This is a genomic window from Pseudonocardia zijingensis (assembly GCF_042657305.1).
GTDB lineage: Bacteria > Actinomycetota > Actinomycetes > Mycobacteriales > Pseudonocardiaceae > Pseudonocardia > Pseudonocardia zijingensis.
On sequence record NZ_JBHSKO010000023.1, the window covers coordinates 118,208 to 142,038 of the forward strand.

Here is a 23,831-nt window from a genome sequence, read left to right on the forward strand (position 1 = left end):
CCCACCTCAGTGGGCCGCGTCGTCCCAGCTGCGCCCGTACCCGACAGACACCTCGAGGGGCACCGACAGCTTCGCCGCGGCCCCCATCTCGCGCCGGACGAGCTCCTCGACGCGCTCCCGCTCGCCCTCCGCGACCTCGAGCACGAGCTCGTCGTGGACCTGCAGCAGCATGCGGCTGCGCAGGCCCTCCGCGGCCAGCGCCCGGTGGACGCCCAGCATGGCCACCTTGATGATGTCGGCGGCGCTGCCCTGGATCGGCGCGTTGAGCGCCATCCGCTCGGCCATCTCGCGGCGCTGGCGGTTGTCGCTGGTGAGGTCGGGCAGGTAGCGGCGCCGGCCCATGATCGTGGCCGTGTAGCCCTCCTTGCGGGCGACGTCGACGATGCTGCGCAGGTAGTCGCGCACCCCGCCGAAGGTCTTGAAGTACTCGTCCATCAGGCCGCGGGCCTCCTCGGTGGAGATCCGCAGCTGCCCGGACAGGCCGAACGCGGACAGGCCGTAGGCCAGCCCGTAGTTCATCGCCTTGATCTTCGCCCGCTGCTCGGGTGAGACGTCGGTGGGCTCGCACGCGAAGACCCGCGCGGCCGTCTCGGCGTGGAAGTCGTGGCTGGACCGGAACGCCTCGATCAGCGCCTCGTCCTCCGACAGGTGCGCCATGATCCGCATCTCGATCTGGCTGTAGTCGGCCGTCATCAGCTCGGCGTGCTCCGGGCCCACCACGAACGTGCCGCGGATCCGGCGGCCCGCGGCCGTGCGGATCGGGACGTTCTGCAGGTTGGGCTCGGTGGACGACAGCCGGCCCGTGGCCGCGATGGTCTGGCTGTAGGTGGTGTGGATGCGCCCGTCGTCGGCCACCGACTTGAGCAGGCCCTCCACCGTGACCTTGAGCCGGGTGGCGTCGCGGTGCAGCAGCAAGTGGGACAGGAACTCGTGGCCGGTCTGCTCGTGGAGCGTCTGCAGCGCGTCGGCGTCGGTGGTGTAGCCGGTCTTGGTGCGCTTGGTCTTCGGCATGCCCAGCTCGTCGAACAGCACGACCTGCAGCTGCTTGGGCGAGCCGAGGTTGATCTCCTTGCCGATCACCGCGTAGGCGTCCTGGGCGGCCTGGCGGACCTGCGCGCCGAACTCCGCCTCCAGCGCGGAGAGCGCCTCGACGTCGACCGCGATGCCCGCGGTCTCGAGGTCGGCGAGCACGTACTCCAGCGGCAGCTCCAGCCCGGCGAGCAGCTCGGTGCCGCCGCGCTGCGCCAGCTCGGCGTCGAGCGCGTCGGCCAGCTCGGCGACGGCCGATGCGGCCACCATCTGCACCTGCGCGTGGGCGGCGTCGGCCTCCTCCTCACCACCGAGCAGCGACAGCTGGCCGCTCTGCGCCTCGCTGTCGGAGCGCAGCTCGCGGCGCAGGTAGCGCAGCGCCAGGTCGGCCAGGTCGAAGCTGCGCTGCCCCGGCCGGGCGAGGTAGGCCGCGAGCGCGGTGTCGCTGGTGAGCCCGGCGAGCGTCCAGCCGCGCCCGCGCAGCGCGTGCAGCGCGGCCTTCGCGTCGTGGGCGGCCTTCGGCACCGTGGCGTCGGCGAGCCACTCACCCAGCGCGGCCTCGTCGTCGGGGGTGAGCCGGGTGACGTCGAGGTAGCCGGCCTGCGGCACCCCGGCGGCGGCCCCCTCGGCACGTGCCTCCACTGTGGGCTCGCCGACGGCCAGCGCGATGCCGGACAGGTCGGCGGTGGTGATGCCGCCCTTGACGCCGGCGAACGCCACCCCGACGCGCCTGCCGTCGCGGGCGTGCTCGGTGAGCCAGGCCCGCACCGCCCCCGGCTCGATCGGGCCGCCCTGCACCTCGATGCCGCCCTCGGCCTCGGGCTCGGCGCTCTGCAGCGTGGCGAACAGCCGCTCGCGCAGCACCCGGAACTCCAGCTCGTCGAACAGCCGGTGCACCGCGTCGCGGTCCCACGGCCGCACGGCGAGGTCCTCGGGGCGCGCGTCGAGCGGCACGTCGCGGACCAGCTCGGTGAGCTGGCGGTTGAGCAGCACGCCCGCCAGGTGGGCGCGCAGCGCGTCGCCCGCCTTGCCCTTCACCTCGTCGACCCGGTCGGTGAGCTCGGCGAGCGAGCCGTACTCGCGCACCCACTTCGCCGCGGTCTTCTCCCCCACGCCCGGGATGTTGGGCAGGTTGTCGCTGGGGTCGCCCCGCAGCGCCGCGAAGTCGGGGTACTGCGCCGGCGTGAGCCCGTAGCGGTTCATCACCTCGGCCGGGTCGATCCGGCTGATCTCCGAGACACCGCGCTTCGGGTACAGCACGGTGACGTTGTCGGTGACCAGCTGGAACGTGTCGCGGTCGCCGGTGCTGATGTAGACCTGGAAACCCTCGGCCTCGGCCTGGGTGGCGAGGGTGGCGATCAGGTCGTCGGCCTCGTAGCCCTCGACACCGAACTCCGGGATGTTGAGCGCGCGCAGGACCTCCTTGATGAGGTCGACCTGGCCCCGGAAGTCGTCAGGCGTGGTGGTGCGGTTGGCCTTGTACTCGGCGTAGCGCTCGGCGCGGAACGTCTTGCGCGAGACGTCGAAGCACACCGCGAGGTGGGTGGGCTGCTCGTCGCGCAGCATGTTGATCAGCATCGAGGTGAAGCCGTAGACCGCGTTGGTGGTCTGCCCGGTGCCCGTGCGGAAGTTCTCCGCGGGCAGCGCGAAGAACGCGCGGTAGGCCAGGGAGTGGCCGTCGAGCAGCAGCAACCGCCGTCCCGTCGACGGTGACGCGGTCTGCCCCGCGCCGGACTTGCTGGACGTGGTGGTGGCGGTGCTCACGGGAGGCGAGTGTAGGACCGGACACCGACAGTGCCGCCGGGCCTCCGGATGCCGGCACGGACGGGTGACGCGCGCGTCCGGGAACCGAGTGACGGGGCCTGTCGTTGGCGATGTGACGTGCGTGGCACAGAGTCCGGTTCATCCCGTTAAGCTCTGCCGCGCCCAGCTCGGAACAAGGGGGGTTCGAGCCCCTCGTGACAGATGCGGAGCAGTAGTTGAGCGTCAGCCTCACCAAGGGTGGAAACGTCAGCCTCAGCAAGGAGGCACCCGGTCTGACGAACGTGGTCGTGGGCCTCGGGTGGGACGTCCGCACCACCACCGGAGCGGAGTTCGACCTGGACGCCTCCGCGATCGTCGCGGGCCCCGACGGCAAGGTCCTCTCCGACCAGCACTTCATCTTCTTCAACAACCGGACCAGCCCCGACGGCACCATCGAGCACACCGGCGACAACCTCACCGGTGAGGGCGAGGGCGACGACGAGCAGATCAAGGTCAACCTGGCCGCGCTCAGCAGCGACACCGACAAGATCGTCTTCATGGTGAGCATCTACCAGGGCGACGAGCGCGGGCAGAACTTCGGCCAGGTCCGCAACGCCTTCATCCGGGTCGTCAACGCAGGCGACAACAAGGAGATCGCGCGCTACGACCTGTCCGAGGACGCCTCCACCGAGACCGCGATGGTGTTCGGCGAGGTGTACCGCAACGGCCCGGACTGGAAGTTCCGCGCGGTGGGCCAGGGTTACGCCTCCGGCCTCGCGGGCATCGCCCGCGACTACGGCGTCAACGTCTGACCCGCCCGGTGGCGATCGACTACACCAAACGGCCGAAGGCGCAGCCGCCCGCGGGCGACGGCGGCGGCGTCTCGCTCTCCAAGGTCACGCTCACCAAGTCGGCGCCGAGCGTCTCGCTCACCAAGCGGGGCACCACTGGCGGGCAGCTGCGCGTCAACCTCCAGTGGAGCACCGGCGAGCAGCAGAGCCGCGGCCTGTTCGGCAGGCGCCGGGGCAACGCCGTCGACCTCGACCTCGCCTGCCTGTGGGAGTTCTCCGACGGCAGCAAGGGTGTTGTCCAGGCGCTGGGCAACGCCTTCCAGGCGCCCTACCACGGCGCCCCGATCATCCGGCTCGACGGCGACGACCGCTCCGGCTCGGCCGCGGGCGGCGAGAACATGGTCATCGACCTGGCCCGGATCGACGAGATCCGCCGCATCCTCGTGTTCACCTTCATCTACGAGGGTGTGCCGAACTGGGCCAGCGCCGATGGCGTCGTCACGCTCCACGCGGCGGGCGGGCCGGAGGTCGAGGTGCGGCTCGACGAACCGGACCCCAGCTCGCCCACCTGCGCCATCGCCATGCTGGAGAACCAGGGCGGCGAGCTCGTGGTGCGCCGGGAGGTGCGCTACATCCGCGGCGGCCAGGCCGACGTCGACGCGGCGTACGGCTGGGGAATGGAGTGGGCGCGCGGGCGCAAGTAGGCGCCCGCGTCACACCGATCGCAGTCGTGCCACACGGGGGTGGCGAAGTCGAGGGGGGCTCCGCCGTGCGTCACTTCGGGTACTTGAGCGCGTCCGACACCGACGCGCTGTTCGAGGCACCACCGGAGCAGTTCGGGCGCGACAGCCCACCCGAGCTGCTCTCGGTGGCCCTCGGCGCCACCTTGTACATGCCGGCGAGCCGTCCCGCGCTCGCCGCCGACGTCACCAAGCAGGCGGCGGCCGGGGTCACCTCGGTCGTCGTCTGCCTGGAGGACGCGATCGCCGACGAGGACCTCGTCGAGGCCGAGGCCAACCTCGTGTCGGCGTTCGCCGACCTGTGGGAACAGGCCGGTTCGGAGCTGCCGCTGCTGTTCGTGCGGGTGCGGGCACCCGAGCAGATCCCGGCGCTGGTGGCGCGCCTCGGGCCCGCGGCGGGCCTGCTCGACGGCTTCGTGCTGCCGAAGTTCACAGCGGCGCTCGGCGCGCGGTACCTCGCAGCGGTCGACGCGGCCGACGCGCTGCGCGGCTCGGCAACCGACCGGGGTGCGCCGCCGCTGCGACTGATGCCGGTGATCGAGTCCGGTGCGGTGCTGTACGCCGAGACCAGGGTCGAGGAGCTCACGCGGCTGCGCGACCTGCTGCACGGCGCCCGGCACCGCATCCTCGCCGTCCGGCTCGGCGCCACCGACCTCTGCGCGCTCTACGGCCTGCGCCGCTCACCCGACCTGTCCATCTACGACGTCAAGGTGGTCAGCGACCTGATCGCCGACGTCGTCAACGTGCTCGGCCGGGCCGACGGCAGCGGGTTCACGGTCACCGGCCCGGTCTGGGAGTACTTCGGCCAGGAGGCGGGCGGCCCGGAGCGGATCTTCAAACCGCAGCTGCGGCAGTCGCCGTTCCTCGAGCACGACGAACCCGACCTGCGCGGCCACCTCGTCTCCCGGGCGATCGACGGGCTCATCCGCGAGGTCACGCTCGACCGCGCCAACGGGCTGCACGGCAAGACCACCATCCACCCCAGCCACGTAGCCGTCGTCAACGCGCTGTCGGTGGTCTCCCACGAGGAGCACCGCGACGCGGCGGACGTCCTCGGCTCGGGGCGGGCGGGTGGCGTCCTCGCGTCGGTGCACCGCAACAAGATGAACGAGGTGCGGCCGCACACCGCATGGGCGCGGGCCACCATGCTGCGGGCCCGGGTGTTCGGGGTGGCGGCCGACGGGGTGTCGTTCGTCGACCTGCTCGCCGCGAGCCTGCCCCGATGACGGGCCTGGCAGCGGGCGTCATCGACCGGCTGGGGGTGCGGCTGCACCCGGCCGGGCCCGGCGCCGACCCGCGGGTGCTGCTCGGGCTCGCGCTGCGGCGCAACCCGCGGCGCGCCCAGCTGCTCGTCTCGCGCGTGCTCGGCAAGCACGTGCCCACCGACCCGCGGCTGGTGCGCGCGGCCGGCCTGCTGCTGGGCGGGCTCGTGGCCGACGTGCTCGCCGACCGCCCCGCGCGGGAGCTGCCGGTGCCGCTGCTGCACGCCGCGGTGGGCGGTGACCGGGCCGCGGCCGCCGCGCTGCACCGGGCCGCGCTGGACGCGATCGGGGAACCGCCCGACGCGCTGGTGCTCGGCTTCGCCGAGACCGCCACGGCGCTGGGCCACTGCGTCGCCGAGGGCCTGGGCGGCGCCGACGTCCTGCACTCCACCCGGCGATCGGTGCCCGGGTTCGCCCTGGCCGGCGGCTTCACCGAGGAGCACTCGCACGCCACCGACCACCTGCTCCTGCCCCGCGACGCCGGCCTGCTGCGCGGCGGGCGCCCGCTCGTGCTCGTCGACGACGAGCTGTCCACCGGCCGCACCGCCCTCAACACCATCACCGCGCTGCACCGCGCCGCACCGCGGGAGCGCTACGTCGTGGCGGCGCTCGTCGACGTCCGGCCGCCCGGCGGGGAGCTCGCCGCCGGGGTGGCCGCGCTCGGCGCGCGGCTGGACGTGGTGGCGCTCGCGCGCGGGGCCGTCGACCTGCCCCCGGACGTCGCCGACCGCGCGGCCACCATCCGCGCCGAGCTCGACGGCCGGGGTCGTGAGCGGATACGGGTGCCGGAGCACTCGTATCCACGCACGGGTCGGGTGGCGCTGGGTGAGCTGGGCTGGCTGGCCGGGCTGCCGGACGGTGCCCGCCACGGCTTCGGGGCGGCCGAGCACCGCGCCCTCGCGGCCACGCTGCCCGCGCTCGCGGCCGGCGTCGCCGGCGCGGCGGGCCTGCGCCCCGGCCACCGGACGCTGGTGCTGGGCACCGAGGAGCTGATGCAGCTGCCGCTGCGGCTGGCCCAGACCCTCGCCGACGCCGGGCACGACGTGGCGTTCTCCACCACCACCCGCTCCCCCGCCGTCGTCGTCGACGAGCCGGGGTACGCCCTCACCAGCGGGATCACCTTCCCCGCCCACGACGACCCCGCCGACGGGCCGGGGCCGCGCCACGCCTACAACGTCGGCGCCGCGCACTGGCACCACGTGCTCGTCGTGGTCGACCCGCCCGCCGACACGCCCGCGCTGCACAGCGGGCTGCTCCCGGCGCTCGCCCCGCACACCGACCGCACGACCCTGGTGGTGACCCCCTGAACACGCCGGACCCGCTGCGCGGACCCGCCTTCGGCAGCTATGCCCCCGACGAGGTCGCGTGGCTGCTCACCGACCTGTCCGGCGTGGCGCTGGAGGCGCCCACCGAGGAGCGGGAGGAGGCCGTGCAGCAGGGCGGGGCGCATTACTCCGAGTCGCTGCCGCAGGAGTACCAGCCCGACGCGGAGTACCTGCGGCTCTACCGGGACGCGCTGGCCGCGGGCGCGTCGCGCATCGCGCAGGCCGTGGCCACCGTCGCGGAGCTGGTGCTCGCCGAGCGGGGCCGCGACGTCGTGCTCGTGTCGCTGGCCAGGGCGGGCACCCCGGTCGGGGTCCTGCTGCGCCGCTGGGCCGCCCACGCCCACGGGCTCGACCTGCCGCACTACGCCGTGTCCATCGTGCGCGGGCGCGGCATCGACCGGCAGGCGCTGCGCCACCTCGCCGCCCACCACGACCCGGCGCGCGTCGTCTTCGTCGACGGGTGGACCGGGAAGGGCACGATCGCCCGTGAGCTCGCGGGCGCGCTGGCCGAGCACGAGCGCGACACCGGCGTGCGGTTCCACCCCGGCCTCGCGGTGCTCGCCGACCCGGGCCGCTGCGCCACCACCTTCGGCACCCGCGCCGACTGGCTGATCGCCTCCGCCTGCCTCAACTCCACGGTGTCCGGGCTGGTCTCGCGCACCGTGCTCAACCCGCGGCTGCTCGCACCGGGCCAGTACCACGGCGCGAAGTTCTACCGCGAGCTCGCGCCGGCCGACGTCTCGCACGACTTCCTCGACGCCGTCAACGCTCGGTTCGCGGACGTCACCGCCACCGCGCCGCCCGCCGACCGCACGGCCGACTTCGCGGGCCGCGCGGCCGTGGACCGGATCGTCGAGCGCTACGGCGTCGGCGACGCCCACCTCGTCAAACCGGGCGTCGGCGAGACCACCCGCGTCCTGCTGCGGCGGGTGCCGTGGCGGGTGCTGGTGCGACCGGACGCGCCCGCGGCGGACCTCGCGCACGTCCGGCTGCTCGCGCGCCGCCGGGACGTGCCGGTCGAGGAGGTGCCCGGCCTGCCCTACAACTGCATCGGCCTGATCCACCCGCGGTTCACCCGCGGCGCAGACGGCGCCGCCGGCTGGGCGGCGGTGCCCGCGTGAGCGCCCCCGTCGTCTGCCTCGACCTGGACCGCACCACCATCTACTCGGCCGCGGCGCTGGACCTGCGCGTGCCCGACCACGAGGCCCCGCGGCTGCTGTGCGTCGAGATCCTGAAGGGTGCACCGCAGTCGTTCGTCACCGAGGAGGCGGCGACCACCCTGCGGGAGCTGCAGGACGTGGCCACGGTGGTGCCCACCACCACCCGCACCCCGGCGCAGCTCGCGCGGGTGCGGCTGCCCGGGCCGCCCGCGCGCTACGCGATCGCGAGCAACGGCGGGCACCTGCTCGTCGACGGGGTCGCCGACCCGGAGTGGGACGCCGCGGTGCGCCGCAGGCTCGCAGCGGGCGCCCCACTCGCCGAGGTTCACTCGCACATGCGGGCCCGCAGCGGCCCGTTCGTGCTCAGCCTGCGGGAGGCGAGCGAGATGTTCGCCTACGCCGTGGTCGACCGCGCGGCGCTGCCCGCCGGCTGGGTGGACGAGCTCGGTGCGTGGTGCGCCCAGCGGGGCTGGGCGGTGTCGCTGCAGGGCCGCAAGGTATACGCCGTGCCCGCGGGCCTCACGAAGTCCTCCGCGGCGCTGGAGGTCGTGGCCCGGTGCGGCGGCGGGCCGCTGCTCGCCGCGGGCGACTCGCTGCTCGACGCCGACCTGCTCGAGGCCGCCGACGCCGCGATCCGTCCCGCCCACGGCGAGCTCGCCGCCACCGGGTTCACCCGTGCCCACGTCGCGGTCACCGCCGCCACCGGGGTCGCGGCGGGCGCCGAGCTCCTCCGCAGGCTGCACGCCTGGGCGACTGCGCCCCGGATGTCCGTTTCTGGCAGTCTGTGATCTTCTGATGATCAAGGAGAGGACCCACCCATGGCGCTCTGGGACCAGCTCAAGTCCCGGCTGCAGGGGCTGACGGCCGACACGAAGGTGCAGGTCGGCAAGTTCCAGAACAAGGACTTCGCGAAGGCGAGCATGGCGATGTGCGCCCTGATCGCCGCGGCGGACGGCACGATCTCCGCCGAGGAGCGCAGCAGGATGGTGCGCTTCATCTCCAGCAACGACGCGCTGTCGGTGTTCGAGCCCTCCGAGCTGCAGCAGCACTTCGAGTTCTACGCCTCGAAGCTGGAGAAGGACTTCGAGTTCGGCAAGCTGGAGTCGATCGCGACGATCGGGAAGCTCAAGGCCAAGCCGGAGGCCGCCCGGGCGGTGATCCAGGTCGGGATCATCATCGGCGGCGCCGACGGCTTCTTCGACGAGCACGAGAAGCGCGCCGTGCGCGACGCCTGCAACGCCGTGAACATCCCGCCCGCGGACTTCGACCTGTAGGGATACCCAGGCACGCGACGGCCCCGGCGCACCACCGCGCCGGGGCCGTCGACGTCCGTGCTCAGAGGTGCGCGGCTCAGAGGTGCGCGCTCGTGGCCGGCAGCAGGTCCTGGAACGTGCGGCCGCTGGCGACCTCCCCGATGGCCGTCATGCTCCACGCCCCCGCGCCGTCCCGGCTCACCTTCGCCATGATCTGCGCGTTGTGCCGGCCCGATCCCGTGAGCTGGTAGCGGGCCAGCTCCTCGTTGGTGGTCTCGTCGACCAGCCGGCAGAAGGCGTTCTCGATCTGCGAGAAGTCCTGGCCGGTGAACGAGTTGACCGTGAAGACGATCTGCGTGGTGCTCGGCGACAACCGGTCGAGGTCCACCAGGATCGCCTCGTCGTCACCCTCTCCCGCGCCGGTGAGGTTGTCGCCGGTGTGCTGCACGGCGCCGTCCTGGCTGCGCAGCTGGCGGAACCACACGGCGTCGACCAGGTTGCCCGTGCCGTCGAACAACAGCGCCGAGGCGTCCAGGTCGATCGACTGCGACTTCGAGCCGAACAGGCCGCGCTTCTTCACCGCGTCCCATCCGAGACCCATCCGGACCAGGGTCAGGGTGCCGCCCCCGCTCTTGGCGAGCGACACCTTCTGGCCCTTGGTCATGTTGATACCCACACGTACCCCCTCGTCGACGTGGAACCGGTCAAACCGTACCGAGTCGCCCGGTGCGCGCCGCGCGCCACGGTCCCCGGCCGGAGTCAGCCGTCCGAGCGCACCTCCGCGGACCGCTCACCGTGCGCAGCGGCGCTCACCGCGTACACCGGCAGGGCTCCCGACGCCGGCACGCCGCCGTCCTCCACGGACAGCGCCCGCGTGCGGCCGACCACCCGCCACCGCCCGTCCGGGGTCAGGCAGCGCACCCGGTACTCGACGTCCCCGCCCGACCCCGCGCCCGACCCCACCCAGCTCACGCGCACCGCCCCGCTCGCCGTGCGCTCGGCGCGGACGTCCCGCGGCGGCAGCGGACCCCCGGGTATCGGTGCGACGGGCACCGGGGCGACAGGCCCCGCACCGTCGGAGCGGGTCTCCGCGGACGAACGGCCCGCGTGCACCGCGGCCACGGCGTACACCGGCACCTCGACGCCCACCGGGGCACCGCCGTCGTCGAGCGAGGTGGTGTCGGTGCGCCCCAGCACCTGCCAGCGGCCGTCGGGGCCGCGGCGGCTCACCCGGTAGGCGACGCCGGGGGTGGTGGACGCCGCCCACAGCACGAGCACGTCGCCGCGGGCGTCGCGGGCGGCGCTCACCCAGGCCGGGGCGGCCACCGGGATCGCCTCCAGCGCGGCGGTGGCGCCGGGGTGGCCGGGGCACTCGGCCAGCACCGCCGACAGGGCACGCGCCCGCTCGCCCGCCGGTCCGGACACCGCGGCGGCCACCGCCCGGTCGGCCCGCTCCAGCGCGGCCCGCGCCTGCGCGAGCAGGTCGGCGGCGGACTCACCGCGCGGGCCCGGCACGTCCGCGGCGCTCGCCTGCAACTGCTCCAGCAGCTCGACGGCCTCGCTCCAGCGCCGCGCCTCCCGGGCGGACACGGCTCCGCGCCAGCGCGCGGCGGCCCCGTCGAGCACGGCGGTGACCTCATCGGCGACAGCCCGCACCTGCGTGACCCCGTCGGTGCCCGCCTGCTGCTCCGCGGCCCGCACCAGCCGCTGCGCCTCGGCGGGCCGGCCGGCTCGCAGCGCGGCCCGCGCCGCCTTGAGCGGCTCCTCCCACGCCCGCGGCTGACGAGAGGGAGCAGGTGCGGGCGGTGCTGCCTCCACCTGTGCACCCAGCTCCTCCGCGAGCGCGGCGACCACCGCGGCCGCCCGGGACCGGTCCAGCCCGAGCTCCAGCGCCTCCCCCACGAGGTGCTGCCGGTCCTCGGCCACCAGCCGGTCCTCCACGAGCACCGCGGCGCGCACGTGTGGACGCAGGTGGTCGGCGACGTCGGCGGCCACCGCGTCCAGGTAGGCGTCCACGGCCTCGCGCCCCGGCTCGACCAGCTCGGCGACGTGCACGAGCAACTCGTCCACCACCGCGCGCAGGCGCTCCGGCGGCAGCTCCCGGGCCCGCGCCCGCCACGCGGCCGCCAGCGCCCGCACCTGCTCCGCGGACGCGTCCGGCCCGACCCCCAGCAGCGCGAGCAGGGTGGGCGGGGCCGGGTCGCCGGTGAGCCGGCCGAACTCGTCCAGCAGGGCGCGCACCTGACGGCGCCGCTCCGGCCCGATGCCCGGCGGCCCGCCCGGCGACCCGGCGGGCAGCAGCCGGTGGCGGCGCAACCGCGCGTCGACCTCTGCGCGGCTCAGCCCGGCCATCGCACCGACCTCGTGCAGCCCCTCGACCTTGTCGGCCGGGATGCCGCGGTGGCGCTGCACGAGCCGGCGGATCGCGGCGTCGAGCAGCTCGAACCGGGCGGCGTCACGCTGCTCGCGCTGCGCGCGCACCCGGGCCGCGGCCCCCCGGCGGCGCCCGGGGTCGAGCAGCTCGGCGCTGCGCCGCGCGTGCTGCTCCACGAGCAACGCCACCAGCACGCGGTACTTCGGGTGGTCGCGCTGGCGCTGCCACGCCCCCCACACCAGCTCGACCCGCTCTGCCACGGCGGCGTCGTCGAGGTCGTCGTCCGGGGGCAGGTCGTAGAGCTCGAACGGGTCCGACGCCTCCGGCTCGCCGCGCTTCTCCACGGCGGCCAGCACCCGCTTGCGGTAGCCGTTGGGGTCGAAGGGCGGCAGCTCACCCACGGCGGCGCAGCCTCCCCAGCTGGTCGCGCTCCCGCGCGACCTCGGCCTGCGAGAGCGTGGCCCCCGTGGTGGCGGTGAGCTCCAGCGGGAGGCCGGCGTCCACGTGGAACGCGGTGACGTGCAGGACCCCGTCGAAGCCCATCTCGAAGGTCACGCGCACCTCGCTGCCCTCGTCGTAGCCGGGCGGGATGCCGGTGATCTCGCCCGCGATGAGAACCTTGACGTCCTCGGGGCGCGCCGACTCCGCCTGCCCCTGCTGCTCGACCACGGTGACCTGGATGACGTCCTGGTCGGCGCGCATCGTGCCGTACGAACGGCTGGTGCGGATGGGGAGCCGGTCGTTGCGGTGCACGAGCCACGACGCCTCCAGCCGCCCGGCCAGCGCGTTGATCGCGAGCACCCCGAACCCCCGCGACACCACCGTGTCGACCTGGATCTCCACCGCGCGCCGCACCTGCGCCAGCGGCACGCCGTACGCGTCGGCGACCCGGCGGCACGCGTCGTCAAGGTCGGGGGCCGCGGCCTCGTCGAGCGGCACACCGTCGCGCAGCCGCCCGCGGGTGCGCAGGTCGGCGGTGACCATCCGCTCGAGCTCCTTCTTCTCCCCGTGGAGCGCCGCACCGCGGGCGACGGCGAGATCGGGGTCGTGCAGCTGCGGCTCCAGCCCCAGCTCGTCGCGCAGGACGGCCGCGATCGCCGGCATCCGGGACGCGCCGCCGACCAGCAGCACCCGGTCGACGCGGGGCACCCCCCGGCGCGCCGCCTCGGCGAGGCAGGCGCGGGTGAGCTCCACGGTGCGGCGCAGCAGCGGCGCCGTCATCTCCTCCAGCTCGGCGCGGGTGAGGCGCACGGTGGCGCGGGCCCCGTCGTGGGCGACGACCACGTCGGTGCTCTCCGCGTCGGTGAGGTGGTGCTTGGCCCGTTCCGCGGCGAGGACGAGCGCCTGCGACCCGGCCGAGTCGTCCAGCGGGTCCTCGGCGTCCGGGTTCTCGGCGCAGAAGCGGCGCGACAGGTGCAGCGCCACGCGCTCGTCCCAGTCGGCACCGCCGAGCTGGTGGTCGCCCTCCACCGCGAGCACGGAGATCCGCCGGTCCGCCAGCTCGATGACGGTGGCGTCGAACGTGCCGCCGCCGAGGTCGTAGACCAGCACGGTCTCGTGCCCCGGCCCCGTGGCCGCGACCGCCGCGCCGTCGAGGCGCCCGAACCCGTACGCGAGCGCGGCCGCGATCGGCTCGGACAGCACGTCCACGACGTCCAGGCCCGCGTAGGAGCCCGCGAGCACGGTGGCGCGCCGCTCCTCGTCGCCGAAGTAGGCGGGCACCGTGATCACGGCGGCCGTGGGCGTCTGCCCGGTGGCGTACCCGGCGTCCGCCACGAGGCTCTCGAGGATCAACGACGACACCGCGGGCGCCGACCACCCGCTGCCGTGGGCCACGAACCGCCACTCGGCGTCGCCCATCCGGCGCTTCACCAGCGCGCAGACGTGCTCCGGGTCCAGCCGGGCCTCCCGCCGCGCCCCCTCCCCCACGACGTGCTCGTCCGGGCCGGCGAACAGCACCACCGACGGCGTGGTGGGCGCACCGGACAGGCCGGTGAGCACCTCGGGCTGCCCGTCGGGTCCGGTCCGGGCGATGGCGGAGTTCGTGGTGCCGAGATCGATCCCGTGGACGGCCACGATCGCAGAGTAGCGATAACGTCACCCAGGTGGTCGACGCCTCGCTCCAGGACATCACGGACAAGCTGGACGACCTGACACGGCTCGTCACACGCCAGTCCGCCACCGTCGCGCGGCTGGCCGACGGCGGCGCCCGCACCGGCCCGGACGTCCCGCTGCTCGTGGAGCTGCACGCCCTGCGCTCCGACGCCCTGACCTGCGCCGCCACCACCCGCACCCGCAAGGACCGCGCCGCCTTCGAGGCGCTCGCCGCCGGGCTGGAGCGCCTCATCGCCGGCCGCGGCGGCACCCTCGTCTCACCGCGTCCCGGTCACCCGTTCAGCGCCGCCATGATGGAGGCGGCGGAGGTGGTCACCACCGGCGACGCGGCCCTCGACCGCACGGTGGCCGCGCTCCTGGAACCCGGCCTGGAGGTCGAGGGCCGGTCCGTGCGACCGGCGCGGGTGGCGGTGCACCGCCACCGCACCGGGTAGGGGCCGGGTCAGCCGACCTCGGCCATCACCTCGTCGGACACGTGGAATCAGGCGCAGCGCGTACGCGAACGTCGATCAGGCGTTGACTTCCTCGAGCACCTCGTCGGACACATCGAAGTTCGCGTAGACGTTCTGGACCTCGTCGGAGTCCTCGAGCGCCTCGATCAGCCGGAACACCTTCTTCGCCGCCTCGGCGTCCAGCGGCACCGACATCGACGGCAGGAAGGTGGGCTCGGCCGAGTCGTACTCGATGCCGGCCTCCTGCAGCGCGGTGCGCACCGCCACGAGGTCGGTGGCCTCGCAGACCACCTCGAAGCTCTCGCCGAGGTCGTTGACCTCCTCGGCACCGGCGTCGAGCACGGCGAGCAGCACGTCGTCCTCGGTGAGCCCGTTCTTCGGGACGATCACCACGCCCTTGCGCGTGAACAGGTAGGAGACCGAACCCGGGTCGGCCATCTGGCCGCCGTTGCGGGTCATCGCGAGGCGCACCTCGGTGGCAGCCCGGTTGCGGTTGTCGGTGAGGCACTCGATCAGCACCGCGACACCGTTCGGGCCGTAACCCTCGTACGTGATGTTCTGGTAGTCGGCGCCGCCGGCATCGGCGCCCGAGCCACGCTTGACCGCGCGCTCGATGTTGTCGTTGGGCACAGAGCTCTTCTTCGCCTTCTGGATGGCGTCGTAGAGCGTGGGGTTGCCGTCGGGGTCACCGCCGCCGGTGCGCGCGGCGACCTCGATGTTCTTGATCAGCTTTGCGAACATCTTGCCGCGCCGGGCGTCGATGACGGCCTTCTTGTGCTTCGTGGTAGCCCATTTGGAGTGGCCGCTCACCGTTCGTCCCTTCGCCGTGCACAGATCCCGTCGATGGTACCGGCGGCGGTCCTCCCGGGGCCCCGGGGCTCAGCCCTCGTTGCCGGACGCCAGCAAGGTGGCTTTGCTGGCGCAATACGCCAGTATGGCCACCTTGCTGGCATTACGGGGCGGGGGCCGCGGGGCCGAGTTCGGCCGAACCCGCCCATCGCGGGGGCGCGCCGGCGCATGATCCGGGTATGCGGAGACGCGCCGGAAGCCCGGACCCCGACGACCTGCTCGCCGCCGCCCTCGACGGCGTGATCCGCGCCCGCACGCTCGTCGAACTCGGCGTCGAGGAGACCACCGTGTACCGGCGTTGTCGCGACGGCGGCCCCTGGCAGCGGCTGGCGCCGGGGATCGTGCTGATGGCCACCGGCCACCCCACGCCCGACCAGCTCGCCACCGCCGCCCTGCTGCACGGCGGGCCGGAGGGCCTGATCACAGGCCTGCACGCCTGCCACCGGCACGGCATCCGCCGCGGCCCACAGCTGCCGGCGACCCTCCACATGCTCGTGCCGCACGTCCGCCAGGTCCGCAGCACCGAGCTGATGTACGTGGAGCGCACGAAACGCCTGCCCCCTCCCGTCGTCCGGGGCGGCTTCCCGCTCGCACCGCCCGCGCGCGCCGTCAGCGACGCGGTGCGACGGCTTCGTTCCCGCCGGGACATCACCGAACTCGTGTCCGACGCCGTGCAACGCGGCCTGTGCACGGTGTCGGAGCTGTCCACCGAGCTGACCGAGGGCGGGCGGCGCGGGTCCTCCACCCCGCGGAGCGTCCTCCTCGACGTCAGCGCCGGTGTGCTCTCCGCCGCGGAAGCGGACGCCAAGAGGCTGTGGGCGCGCTCCGGGCTGCCCGAGCCGTGGTGGAACGCCCGCGTCCACGACGCCGACGGGAACCTGCTCGGGATCGCCGACGCCTGGTGGGACGACGTGTGCCTGGCCTGGGAGATCAACTCCTTCGCCTGGCACCTCGCCCCGGAGGACTACGCGCGGGAGCAGGAGAAGCGGGCGCGCTTCGCCGCCGCGGGCGTCAACGTGCTCCCCACGCTCCCCCGGCGCCTGCGCGCGAACAGCAGGGAGGTCCTGGCGGAGCTCCGCAAGGCCTACGAGGCGGCCGCGGCGAGCCCGCGACCGCGGGTGTGGGCCACGCCGCGCGCCTCCGAACGCCAGCAAGGTGGCCTTACTGGCCCATTACGCCAGTAAAGCCACCTTGCTGGCATTACGGGGCGGGGGCGCCGCGGGGGCACGCGGGGCCGCGGACCCTAGCGGGTCGCGGCCTTCACCATCTCGCAGAAGAGGCCGTGGACGCGCAGGTCGCCCGTGAGCTCCGGGTGGAACGCCGTGGCCAGCACCGAGCCCTGGCGGACAGCGACCGCGCGGCCGGCGGCGGCGCCCGCGTCGGCGCCGGTGAGGGTGCGGGGCGGCACGGTGGCGAGCACCTCGACGGCCGGGCCGACCTCCTCCACCCAGGGCGCCCGGATGAACACGGCGCGGACCGGTCCGCCGGTGAGGCCGCCGAACTCCAGGTCGGTCTCGAACGAGTCGACCTGGCGGCCGAAGGCGTTGCGCCGCACCACGACGTCCAGGCCGCCGAGCTGCTGCTGGTCGGGGCGCCCGTCGAGCACCTCGCTCGCCAGCAGGATCATGCCGGCGCACGAGCCGTAGGCCGGCATGCCGTCGACGATGCGCTTGCGCAGCGGGTCGAGCAGGTCGAACGTCTGCAGCAGGCGGCTCATCGTGGTGGACTCGCCGCCCGGGATCACGAGGGCGTCCACGGCGTCGAGCTCGGACGGGCGGCGCACCGCGACCGCGCGCACGTCGCCGCAGGCCTCCAGGGCCGCCGCGTGCTCGCGCACGTCTCCCTGCAGGGCGAGCACGCCGATCACCGCATCCACGCCCTCCAGCCTACGTCGCGGCGGCGACGGCGATCCCCGGAACGGCTTTGAGCTCCGCCACGAGCGCGGCGCCGGCCGCCACCGGGTGCTGGTCGAGCGCGAACAGGCGATCGCCCACCCGGACCCGCACGGGGACGTCGCCGGGGTGCGCGAGGAGGGTGCGCCGCAGTTCGTCGGCGGCGTCGGCGTCGAACCGGTGGGGCAGGCACGTCAGGACGAACGGTTCGGGGCCGGTGGCGGCCAGGTCGAGCACGGTCAGGATCTCGCCCACCACCGACGTCCGGTCGTCGCGCCTGCTGACCCGCCCGGTGACGGCCACGGCGGTGTCGGGGACGAGCCGCTCGCCGAACGCCGCGTACGTGCGCGCGAAGAACAGGACCTCCAGGCTCGCGTCGAGGTCCTCGAGGGTGCAGATCGCCCACGGGGCGCCCCGCTTGTCGACGCACCGGTCGACGGCGGTGATCAGCCCGGCCAACGCCACGTCCCCGTCCTTCGGCGGGTCGGCGAGCAGGGCGGCGAGGGGGCGCCCGGCGTGGCGGCGCAGCAGGTGCTCGGCGCCGTCCAGGGGGTGCGCGGTGACGTAGAGGCCGAGCATCTCGCGCTCGTGGGCGAGCAGTTCGGCGCGCGGGTACTCGGTGGCGACGAGCGGCAGGTGGGCCAGCGGGGAGGCGCAGTCAGCCGGGGCGGGTTCGGCGCCGAAGAGGTCGAACTGGCCCGCGGCGGCGCGCCGCTTGAGCGGCACGATGGCGTCCACGGCGGCCTCGTGGACCTCGACGACGGCCCGGCGGGTGGCGCCGAGGGACTCGAACGCCCCGGCCTTGGCCAGGGACTCCAGCGCACGCTTGTGGCAGACCGCGAGCTCGGCGCGCTCCAGGAAGTCGGCGAACGACCGGTACGGGCCCGCCTCGCGCGTGCGCAGGATCGACTCGACGACGGCGCCGCCGACGTTGCGCACGGCCTCCAGCCCGAACCGGATGTCGTCGCCGACGGCGGCGAAGCGGCGGGCGGAGGAGTTCACGTCGGGCACCAGCACGCGGATGCCCAGCTTGCGGCACTCGGCGAGGTAGACGGCCGACTTGTCCTTGTCGTTGCCCACCGAGGTCAGCAGGGCCGCCATGTACTCCACGGGGTGGTGGGCCTTGAGGTAGGCCGTCCAGTAGCCGACCAGCGCGTAACCCGCGGCGTGCGACTTGTTGAACGCGTACCCGGCGAACGGGAGGATCGTGTCCCACAGCGCCCGCACGGCCTCGTCGGAGAACCCTTGGGCGCGCATGCCGGCGCGGAAGCCGTCGAACTCCTCTTCGAGCACTTCCTTCTTCTTCTTGCCCATCGCCCGGCGCAGGACGTCGGCGCGGCCCATCGAGTAGCCCGCCACGCGCTGCGCGATCTGCATGATCTGTTCCTGGTAGACGACCAGGCCGTGGGTCTCGGCGAGGATGTCGCGCAGCGGCTCGGCGAGCTCGGGGTGGATCGGCTCGACCTGCTGGCGGCCGTTCTTGCGGTCGGCGTGGTTGTTGTGCGTGTTCATGGCCATCGGCCCGGGCCGGTACAGCGCGTTGACGGCGATGATGTCGCCGAACCCGGTGGGGCGCATGCGCCGCAGCAGCTCCCGCATCGCGGCGCCGTCGAGCTGGAAGACGCCGAGGCTGTCGCCGCGCGCGAGCAGCGCGTACGTGTCCGGGTCGTCGAGCGGGAGGTTCTCCAGGTCGACGTCGACGCCGCGGTTGGCCCGGACGTTGTCGATCGCGTCGCCGATCACCGTGAGGTTGCGCAGGCCGAGGAAGTCCATCTTCAGCAGGCCGATCGCCTCGCAGGACGGGTAGTCCCAGCCCGTGATCAGGGCGCCGTCCTCGCGCCGCCACAGCGGCACGGTGTCGATCAGCGGGGCGGCCGACATGATCACCGCGCACGCGTGGACGCCCGCGCCGCGCACGAGGCCCTCGAGCCCGCGCGCGGTGCCGACGATCGCGGCGACGGTCTCGTCGCGCTCGACGAGGGCGCGCACCTCGGCCGCCTCCGGGTAGCGCTCGTGGGCGGGGTCGACGATCCCGGCGAGCGGGATGTCCTTCGCCGCCACCGGCGGCGGCAGGGCCTTGGAGATCCGGTCGGCCACCGCGAAGCCGGCCTGCCCGAGGTGGACGCGGGCGGCGTCCTTGATCGCGGCCTTCGTCTTGATCGTGCCGAACGTGATGACCTGTGCGACCCGGTCGGCCCCGTACTTCTCGGAGGCGTAGCGGACCATCTCGCCGCGGCGGCGGTCGTCGAAGTCCATGTCGATGTCGGGCATCGAGACGCGCTCGGGGTTGAGGAAGCGCTCGAACAGCAGGCCGTGCTCGATCGGGTCGAGATTGGTGATGCCCAGCGCGTACGCCACGAGCGATCCGGCCGCCGACCCGCGGCCGGGGCCCACCCGGATCCCGACGTCGCGGGCGTGTGCCATGAGGTCGGCCGTGATGAGGAAGTAGCCGGGGAAGCCCTTCTGCACGATCACGTCGATCTCGAAGTCGGCGCGCTCGCGGTAGGCGTCGGGGACACCGCCGGGGAGGCGCCGGCGCAGCCCCTCGGCCACCGTGTGGCGCAGCCAGGACGCCGCGTCGTGCCCGTCCGGCACGTCGAACACCGGCATCCGGTCGCGGTGCTCCCAGACCTGCGCGTAGGACCCGATCCGCTCGGCCACCTCCAGGGTGTTGTCCGCCGCGCCGGGCACCTCGCCGTCCCAGCGGGCGCGCATCTCGGCCGGGGACGCGAGGTGGTAGCCGTCGCCGTCGAACCGGAACCGCGTCGGGTCGGTGAGGGTCTTGCCGGACTGCACGCACAGCAGCGCCGCGTGCATCGCCGCCTGGTCGCGCGTGACGTAGTGCGCGTCGTTCGTGGCCAGCGGGGGCAGCCCGAGCGACCTCCCGATCTCCAGGAGGCCCTCGCGCACCGACCGCTCGACCGCCAGGCCGTGGTCCATCAGCTCCAGGTAGAGGTTGCCCGCGCCGAACAGGTCCTTCAGGTCCGACGCCGCCTGCAACGCCTCCGCCCGTTGGCCGAGCCGCAGCCGCGTCTGCACCTCGCCCGACGGGCACCCGGTGGTGGCGATGACGCCGGTCGCGTGCCGCGCCAGGAGCTCGTGGTCCATCCGCGGCTTGCGGTAGTGACCCTCGATGCTGGCCAGCGACGAGAGCCGGAACAGGTTGCGCAGGCCGGTCGCGTCCTGCGCGAGCAGGGTCAGGTGCGTGTAGGCGCCCGCGCCGGAGACGTCGTCGCCGCGCTGGTGGACCTGCCCCCAGAACACCGGCTTGCGGTGGAAGCGGCTCGCCGGCGCCACGTAGGCCTCGATCCCGATGATCGGCTTGACGCCGCTGCGCCCGGCGATCCGGTGGAACTCGTCGGCGCCGAACAGGTTGCCGTGGTCGGTCATGGCCACCGCGGGCATGCCGAGGCGCTCGGCCTCCGCGACCAGCGCCGCGATCTTCGCGGCGCCGTCGAGCATCGAGTACTCGGTGTGGACGTGCAGGTGGGCGAACGAGTCCACGTACGCTCCTCGGTGGTGGCCCGGCGGTCTGTCGAGCGGCATTCCAGCCGGCCCGAGGGCCTGCGGTCCAACAGCGGACACGCCAAACGCCACAACCGTCAGTTGTCAGGAGAGGTGATCGTGGAGCTCGACCTCGCCGCGGTGCGCGCGTTCGTCGCCGTGGCCGCCTGCCGCCGCTTCGGCGAGGCCGCCGACGAGCTCGGCGTGTCCCAGCAGGCCGTCTCCAAGCGGATCGCGAAGCTCGAGTCCGACCTCGGGGCCACGCTGCTGCGGCGCACGCCCGGCGGGGCCGAGCCCACCGACGACGGGGCGGCGTTCCTGCTGGCGGCCCGGGCGCTGCTCGCCACGGCGGACCAGGCCGTCGACGCGGTGCGGTCGCGCCGCAGGGCGCTGCGGGTGGACGTGCTCGGCACCCGCCTCGCGCCCACCGAGCTGGTCCGGCGGTTCCACGAGGCCACCGGCACCCCCGTGGAGATCCTCACCTCCGACGGCCTGCGGACCGCGGCGCCCGCGGTGCTGCACGGCTCCGTCGACGCGGCGTTCGTCCGGGTGCTCGGGCCGCTCGACCCGGCGCTGGCGCACACGCCGGTCTGCCTCGACCCGCTGCACGTCCTCGTGGGCGCCGCACACCCGCTGGCGGGCAGGCGGCAGGTGACCATGGCCGACCTGGCCGGGGTCACGGCGTGGATGCCCGGCAACACCCCCGGCACGGAGTGGACGGCCTGGTTCGCCGACCTCGCCGACGCCTTCGCCCTGCGCATCGAGACCCGCGGGCCGAACTTCGGGTTCGACCACCTCCTGGACGAGGTCGCCTGCTCACCGGACACGGCCACCTTCGCCGGCGAGGGCGTGCGCGTGCCGTGGCACCCCGACCTGGTGCGGATCCCGGTGGCACCGCCGGTACCCGTCTACGCCCATTCCGTGATCTGGCGGCACGACAACCGCCACCCGCACCTCCCGGCGTTCGTCGCGCACCTGCAGGCCGGCTACCGGCAGCCGAGCCGCGCCCGGTGCTGGCTCCCGCTCGCGGAGCAGCACCTCTACGCCGGGTGAGGGCTCACCCCGCCGCCGGGGCGCGCAGCCCGGCGACGAGCAGGTCGAACAGCCGCCCGACCTGCTCGGGATCGTCGGTGGCCAGCAGCACGCCCACCAGTGCGGCCACGAGGTCCTCGGGGAGTACGCCGGCCCGCAGCTCGCCCGTGCGGACGCCTGCGGCGAGCAGCCCCCCGACGGCCGCGTGAAGTCCCTCCCGTGCGCGGGCGGTGGCGCCGTCGTCGCCGGTGATGATCACCTTGAGGGTCTCGGCCATACCGCGCTTGGTCGCCACGAAGTCGGCGTAGCAGTCCATCCACGCGCGCAGCGCCACGACGGGCTCGTGGCCGGCGAGCAGCTGCTCGGCGCGCGCGCAGAGCTCGGCGCGCTCGGCGCCGAAGACCGCCTCGACCAGCGCCTCGCGCGTGGGGAAATGCCGGTAGAGCGTGCCGATCCCGACCCCGGCCGCGCGCGCAACGTCCTCGAGCACGAGGGGCCTGCCGCTCGTGCAGGCGACCCGAGCCACCTCGAGGAGGCGCTCCCGGTTGCGCCGGGCGTCCGCTCGCATGCGCCGCTCCCGTCCTGTGGATCGTGCTAGGTTCCGGAGGCACCTCCGTTTAATGCCAACATACCAGGGAGCCCCGTGACCACCACCGACCGCAGCCCCTGCCCGGGCGGCATCGCCTCCCTCGACGGCCACCCCGTCGCGCGCGTCGGGTACGGCGCGATGCAGCTCGAGCACGGTTCCGACGAGGCCGCCACCACGGTGCTGCGCCGGGCCGTCGAGCTCGGCGTGAACCACATCGACACCGCCGACTTCTACGCGGCGGGCCTCGTCAACCGCCGCATCCGCGCCGCGCTGCACCCCTACCCCGAGCACCTGGTCCTGGTCAGCAAGATCGGCGCCACGAGCGATCCGACCGGCGCCTGGGGGCTGCGACCGGCGCAGACCCCGGCCGAGATGCGCGCCGAGGTGGAGGCGAACCTGCGGACCCTCGGTCTGGACCGGCTCGACGTGGTCAACTTCTACCCGATGGCCACGACCCCGGGCGTCGCCGACGACCAGCGGGTGGACCTCGACCATCAGCTCGCCGAGCTCGTCGCCCTGCGCGACGCCGGGCTGATCGGCGGGTTCGGCCTCAGCCACGTCGACGCGGGCCGGTTGCGCCGCGCGCTCCCGGCCGGTGTCGCCTGCGTGCAGAACGGCTACAGCCTCGTCGACCGCTCCGCCGAGCCCGTGCTCGAGCTCTGCCGCGAGCACGCCATCGCCTGGGTGCCGTACTTCCCGCTCGGCTCGGGGGTGCCCGAGCTGCCGAAGGTCGTCGACCTGCCGCAGGTGCGACAGGTCGCGGCGCGGATGCGCCACACCCCGGCCCAGGTCGGGCTGGCGTGGGTGCTCGCCTCCTCGCCGCAGACGCTGCTCATACCCGGCACGCGCAGCGTCGCGCACCTCGAGGAGAACGTCGCGGCGGGCGACGTCATCCTCGACGACGACGCCCTGCACACTCTCGCCGGCGCCGGGGCGTGATCCGCCCCCGGGCCGCCCGGCGCCGCGCTCAGACGGGTGCGACGTCCTTCTGCCGCGTGGCCTCCCGAACGGCCTCGGCGACGGCGGGGGCGACGGACGCGTCGAACACGCTCGGCACGATGAACGACGGGTTCGGCTCGGAGACGACGTCGGCGATGGCGTGCGAGGCCGCGATCAGCATCGCGTCGGTGATGTCACGGGCCTGGGCGTCGAGCAGCCCGCGGAACACGCCGGGGAACGCGAGCACGTTGTTGATCTGGTTCGGGTAGTCCGACCGGCCGGTGGCCACGACCGCGGCGTGCGCGGTGGCGACCGCGGGGTCGATCTCGGGGTCGGGGTTGGCCAGCGCGAAGACGATGGCGTCGGAGGCCATCGTCTGCAGCTCCCGCTCACCGAACAGGTTGGGCGCCGACACCCCGATGAACACGTCCGCCCCGACCAGCGCGTCGGCCAGCGTCCCGGTGGCGCCCTCGGCGTTGGTGTGCTCGGCGATCCAGCGCAGGTTGTCGTCGAGCCCCGCGCGGCCGCGGTGGACGATCCCCTCGATGTCCACGGCCACCACGTCGCCGGGCCCGCCGTTGGACTGCAGCAGGCGGATGATCGCCGACCCGGCCGCGCCGACACCGCACACCACCACCTTGCAGGCGGCGATGTCCTTGCCGACCACGCGCAGCGCGTTGCGCAGCGCACCCAGCACCACGACGGCGGTGCCGTGCTGGTCGTCGTGGAACACGGGGATGTCGAGCATCTCGCGCAGCCGGGCCTCGATCTCGAAGCAGCGC

General features: G+C 74.2%; 20 protein-coding genes. 11 read left to right on the plus strand and 9 right to left on the minus strand.

Annotated elements, in window-relative coordinates; genetic code table 11:
- Window positions 1-6 precede the first annotated feature (6 nt).
- Complete coding sequence (polA, locus tag ACFPL3_RS32625) at window positions 7-2,793, minus strand: DNA polymerase I (protein ID WP_379590024.1); 2,787 nt, start codon at window positions 2,791-2,793, stop codon at window positions 7-9.
- Between the two features lie 215 nt (window positions 2,794-3,008).
- Here polA and ACFPL3_RS32630 point away from each other — a divergent pair, with 215 nt between their 5' ends.
- The 7 genes from ACFPL3_RS32630 (at window position 3,009) to ACFPL3_RS32660 (ending at window position 9,324) form a co-directional block, all read left to right on the plus strand.
- Complete coding sequence (locus tag ACFPL3_RS32630) at window positions 3,009-3,584, plus strand: TerD family protein (protein ID WP_343946647.1); 576 nt, start codon at window positions 3,009-3,011, stop codon at window positions 3,582-3,584.
- A gap of 8 nt (window positions 3,585-3,592) precedes the next feature.
- A complete protein-coding gene (locus ACFPL3_RS32635; RefSeq protein ID WP_343946648.1) occupies window positions 3,593-4,267 on the plus strand; it encodes a TerD family protein in 675 nt (224 codons plus the stop codon).
- Window positions 4,268-4,350: 83 nt separating this feature from the next.
- The gene (locus tag ACFPL3_RS32640) at window positions 4,351-5,529 is read left to right on the plus strand and encodes an HpcH/HpaI aldolase/citrate lyase family protein (RefSeq protein WP_343946649.1); all 1,179 of its coding nucleotides are present in this window, start codon (window positions 4,351-4,353) and stop codon (window positions 5,527-5,529) included.
- Complete coding sequence (locus ACFPL3_RS32645; RefSeq protein WP_379590027.1) at window positions 5,526-6,872, plus strand: phosphoribosyltransferase family protein; 1,347 nt, start codon at window positions 5,526-5,528, stop codon at window positions 6,870-6,872. Before ACFPL3_RS32640 ends, ACFPL3_RS32645 begins: the two co-directional genes overlap by 4 nt.
- 14 nt (window positions 6,873-6,886) lie before the next feature.
- Window positions 6,887-8,011, plus strand: a complete 1,125-nt coding sequence (locus tag ACFPL3_RS32650) for a cysteine protease StiP family protein (RefSeq protein ID WP_343946015.1) — start codon at window positions 6,887-6,889, stop codon at window positions 8,009-8,011.
- Window positions 8,008-8,838: an HAD family hydrolase gene (locus ACFPL3_RS32655; RefSeq protein WP_343946011.1), complete on the plus strand. Its 831-nt coding sequence runs from the start codon at window positions 8,008-8,010 to the stop codon at window positions 8,836-8,838. Before ACFPL3_RS32650 ends, ACFPL3_RS32655 begins: the two co-directional genes overlap by 4 nt.
- 30 nt (window positions 8,839-8,868) lie before the next feature.
- Window positions 8,869-9,324: a tellurite resistance TerB family protein gene (locus ACFPL3_RS32660; RefSeq protein ID WP_343946012.1), complete on the plus strand. Its 456-nt coding sequence runs from the start codon at window positions 8,869-8,871 to the stop codon at window positions 9,322-9,324.
- A 76-nt stretch (window positions 9,325-9,400) separates the two neighbouring features.
- Here ACFPL3_RS32660 and ACFPL3_RS32665 read toward each other — a convergent pair whose 3' ends face one another.
- The 3 genes from ACFPL3_RS32665 to ACFPL3_RS32675 all read right to left on the minus strand — a co-directional run bounded on the left by ACFPL3_RS32665 (window position 9,401) and on the right by ACFPL3_RS32675 (window position 13,753).
- Complete coding sequence (locus ACFPL3_RS32665; protein WP_343946013.1) at window positions 9,401-9,967, minus strand: TerD family protein; 567 nt, start codon at window positions 9,965-9,967, stop codon at window positions 9,401-9,403.
- Between the two features lie 95 nt (window positions 9,968-10,062).
- The gene (locus tag ACFPL3_RS32670) at window positions 10,063-12,078 is read right to left on the minus strand and encodes a hypothetical protein (protein WP_379590030.1); all 2,016 of its coding nucleotides are present in this window, start codon (window positions 12,076-12,078) and stop codon (window positions 10,063-10,065) included.
- Window positions 12,071-13,753 (minus strand): Hsp70 family protein, encoded by a 1,683-nt coding sequence (locus ACFPL3_RS32675; protein WP_343943063.1) that lies wholly within the window; start codon window positions 13,751-13,753, stop codon window positions 12,071-12,073. The genes ACFPL3_RS32670 and ACFPL3_RS32675 overlap by 8 nt, the downstream gene beginning before the upstream one ends.
- Window positions 13,754-13,782: 29 nt before the next feature.
- Between ACFPL3_RS32675 and ACFPL3_RS32680 the strand changes: the two genes are divergently transcribed.
- Window positions 13,783-14,226, plus strand: a complete 444-nt coding sequence (locus tag ACFPL3_RS32680; protein ID WP_343943064.1) for a nucleotide exchange factor GrpE — start codon at window positions 13,783-13,785, stop codon at window positions 14,224-14,226.
- A 75-nt stretch (window positions 14,227-14,301) separates the two neighbouring features.
- Here ACFPL3_RS32680 and ACFPL3_RS32685 read toward each other — a convergent pair whose 3' ends face one another.
- Entirely contained in the window at window positions 14,302-15,054 is a 753-nt protein-coding gene (locus ACFPL3_RS32685) for a YebC/PmpR family DNA-binding transcriptional regulator (protein WP_343943065.1), read from the minus strand.
- Between the two features lie 218 nt (window positions 15,055-15,272).
- Here ACFPL3_RS32685 and ACFPL3_RS32690 point away from each other — a divergent pair, with 218 nt between their 5' ends.
- Complete coding sequence (locus ACFPL3_RS32690; RefSeq protein WP_343943066.1) at window positions 15,273-16,277, plus strand: hypothetical protein; 1,005 nt, start codon at window positions 15,273-15,275, stop codon at window positions 16,275-16,277.
- A gap of 59 nt (window positions 16,278-16,336) precedes the next feature.
- Here the strand turns inward: ACFPL3_RS32690 and pdxT are convergent, their stop codons facing one another.
- Both pdxT and dnaE read right to left on the minus strand, forming a co-directional pair.
- Window positions 16,337-16,978 (minus strand): pyridoxal 5'-phosphate synthase glutaminase subunit PdxT, encoded by a 642-nt coding sequence (gene pdxT / locus ACFPL3_RS32695; protein WP_379590041.1) that lies wholly within the window; start codon window positions 16,976-16,978, stop codon window positions 16,337-16,339.
- 1 nt (window position 16,979) lies between these two features.
- A complete protein-coding gene (gene dnaE, locus ACFPL3_RS32700; RefSeq protein ID WP_343943068.1) occupies window positions 16,980-20,489 on the minus strand; it encodes a DNA polymerase III subunit alpha in 3,510 nt (1,169 codons plus the stop codon).
- Window positions 20,490-20,609: 120 nt separating this feature from the next.
- On the opposite strand from dnaE, the gene ACFPL3_RS32705 reads away from it, so the two are divergent.
- The gene (locus ACFPL3_RS32705) at window positions 20,610-21,542 is read left to right on the plus strand and encodes a LysR family transcriptional regulator (protein WP_343943069.1); all 933 of its coding nucleotides are present in this window, start codon (window positions 20,610-20,612) and stop codon (window positions 21,540-21,542) included.
- A 4-nt stretch (window positions 21,543-21,546) separates the two neighbouring features.
- On the opposite strand, the gene ACFPL3_RS32710 is transcribed toward ACFPL3_RS32705, so the two are convergent.
- A complete protein-coding gene (locus ACFPL3_RS32710) occupies window positions 21,547-22,089 on the minus strand; it encodes a TetR/AcrR family transcriptional regulator (protein ID WP_343943070.1) in 543 nt (180 codons plus the stop codon).
- Between the two features lie 75 nt (window positions 22,090-22,164).
- Here ACFPL3_RS32710 and ACFPL3_RS32715 point away from each other — a divergent pair, with 75 nt between their 5' ends.
- Complete coding sequence (locus tag ACFPL3_RS32715) at window positions 22,165-23,049, plus strand: aldo/keto reductase (protein WP_343943071.1); 885 nt, start codon at window positions 22,165-22,167, stop codon at window positions 23,047-23,049.
- 28 nt (window positions 23,050-23,077) lie between these two features.
- Here the strand turns inward: ACFPL3_RS32715 and ACFPL3_RS32720 are convergent.
- A partial coding sequence (locus ACFPL3_RS32720) for an NAD(P)-dependent malic enzyme (RefSeq protein ID WP_379590035.1) occupies window positions 23,078-23,831 on the minus strand: 754 nt, incomplete at its 5' end.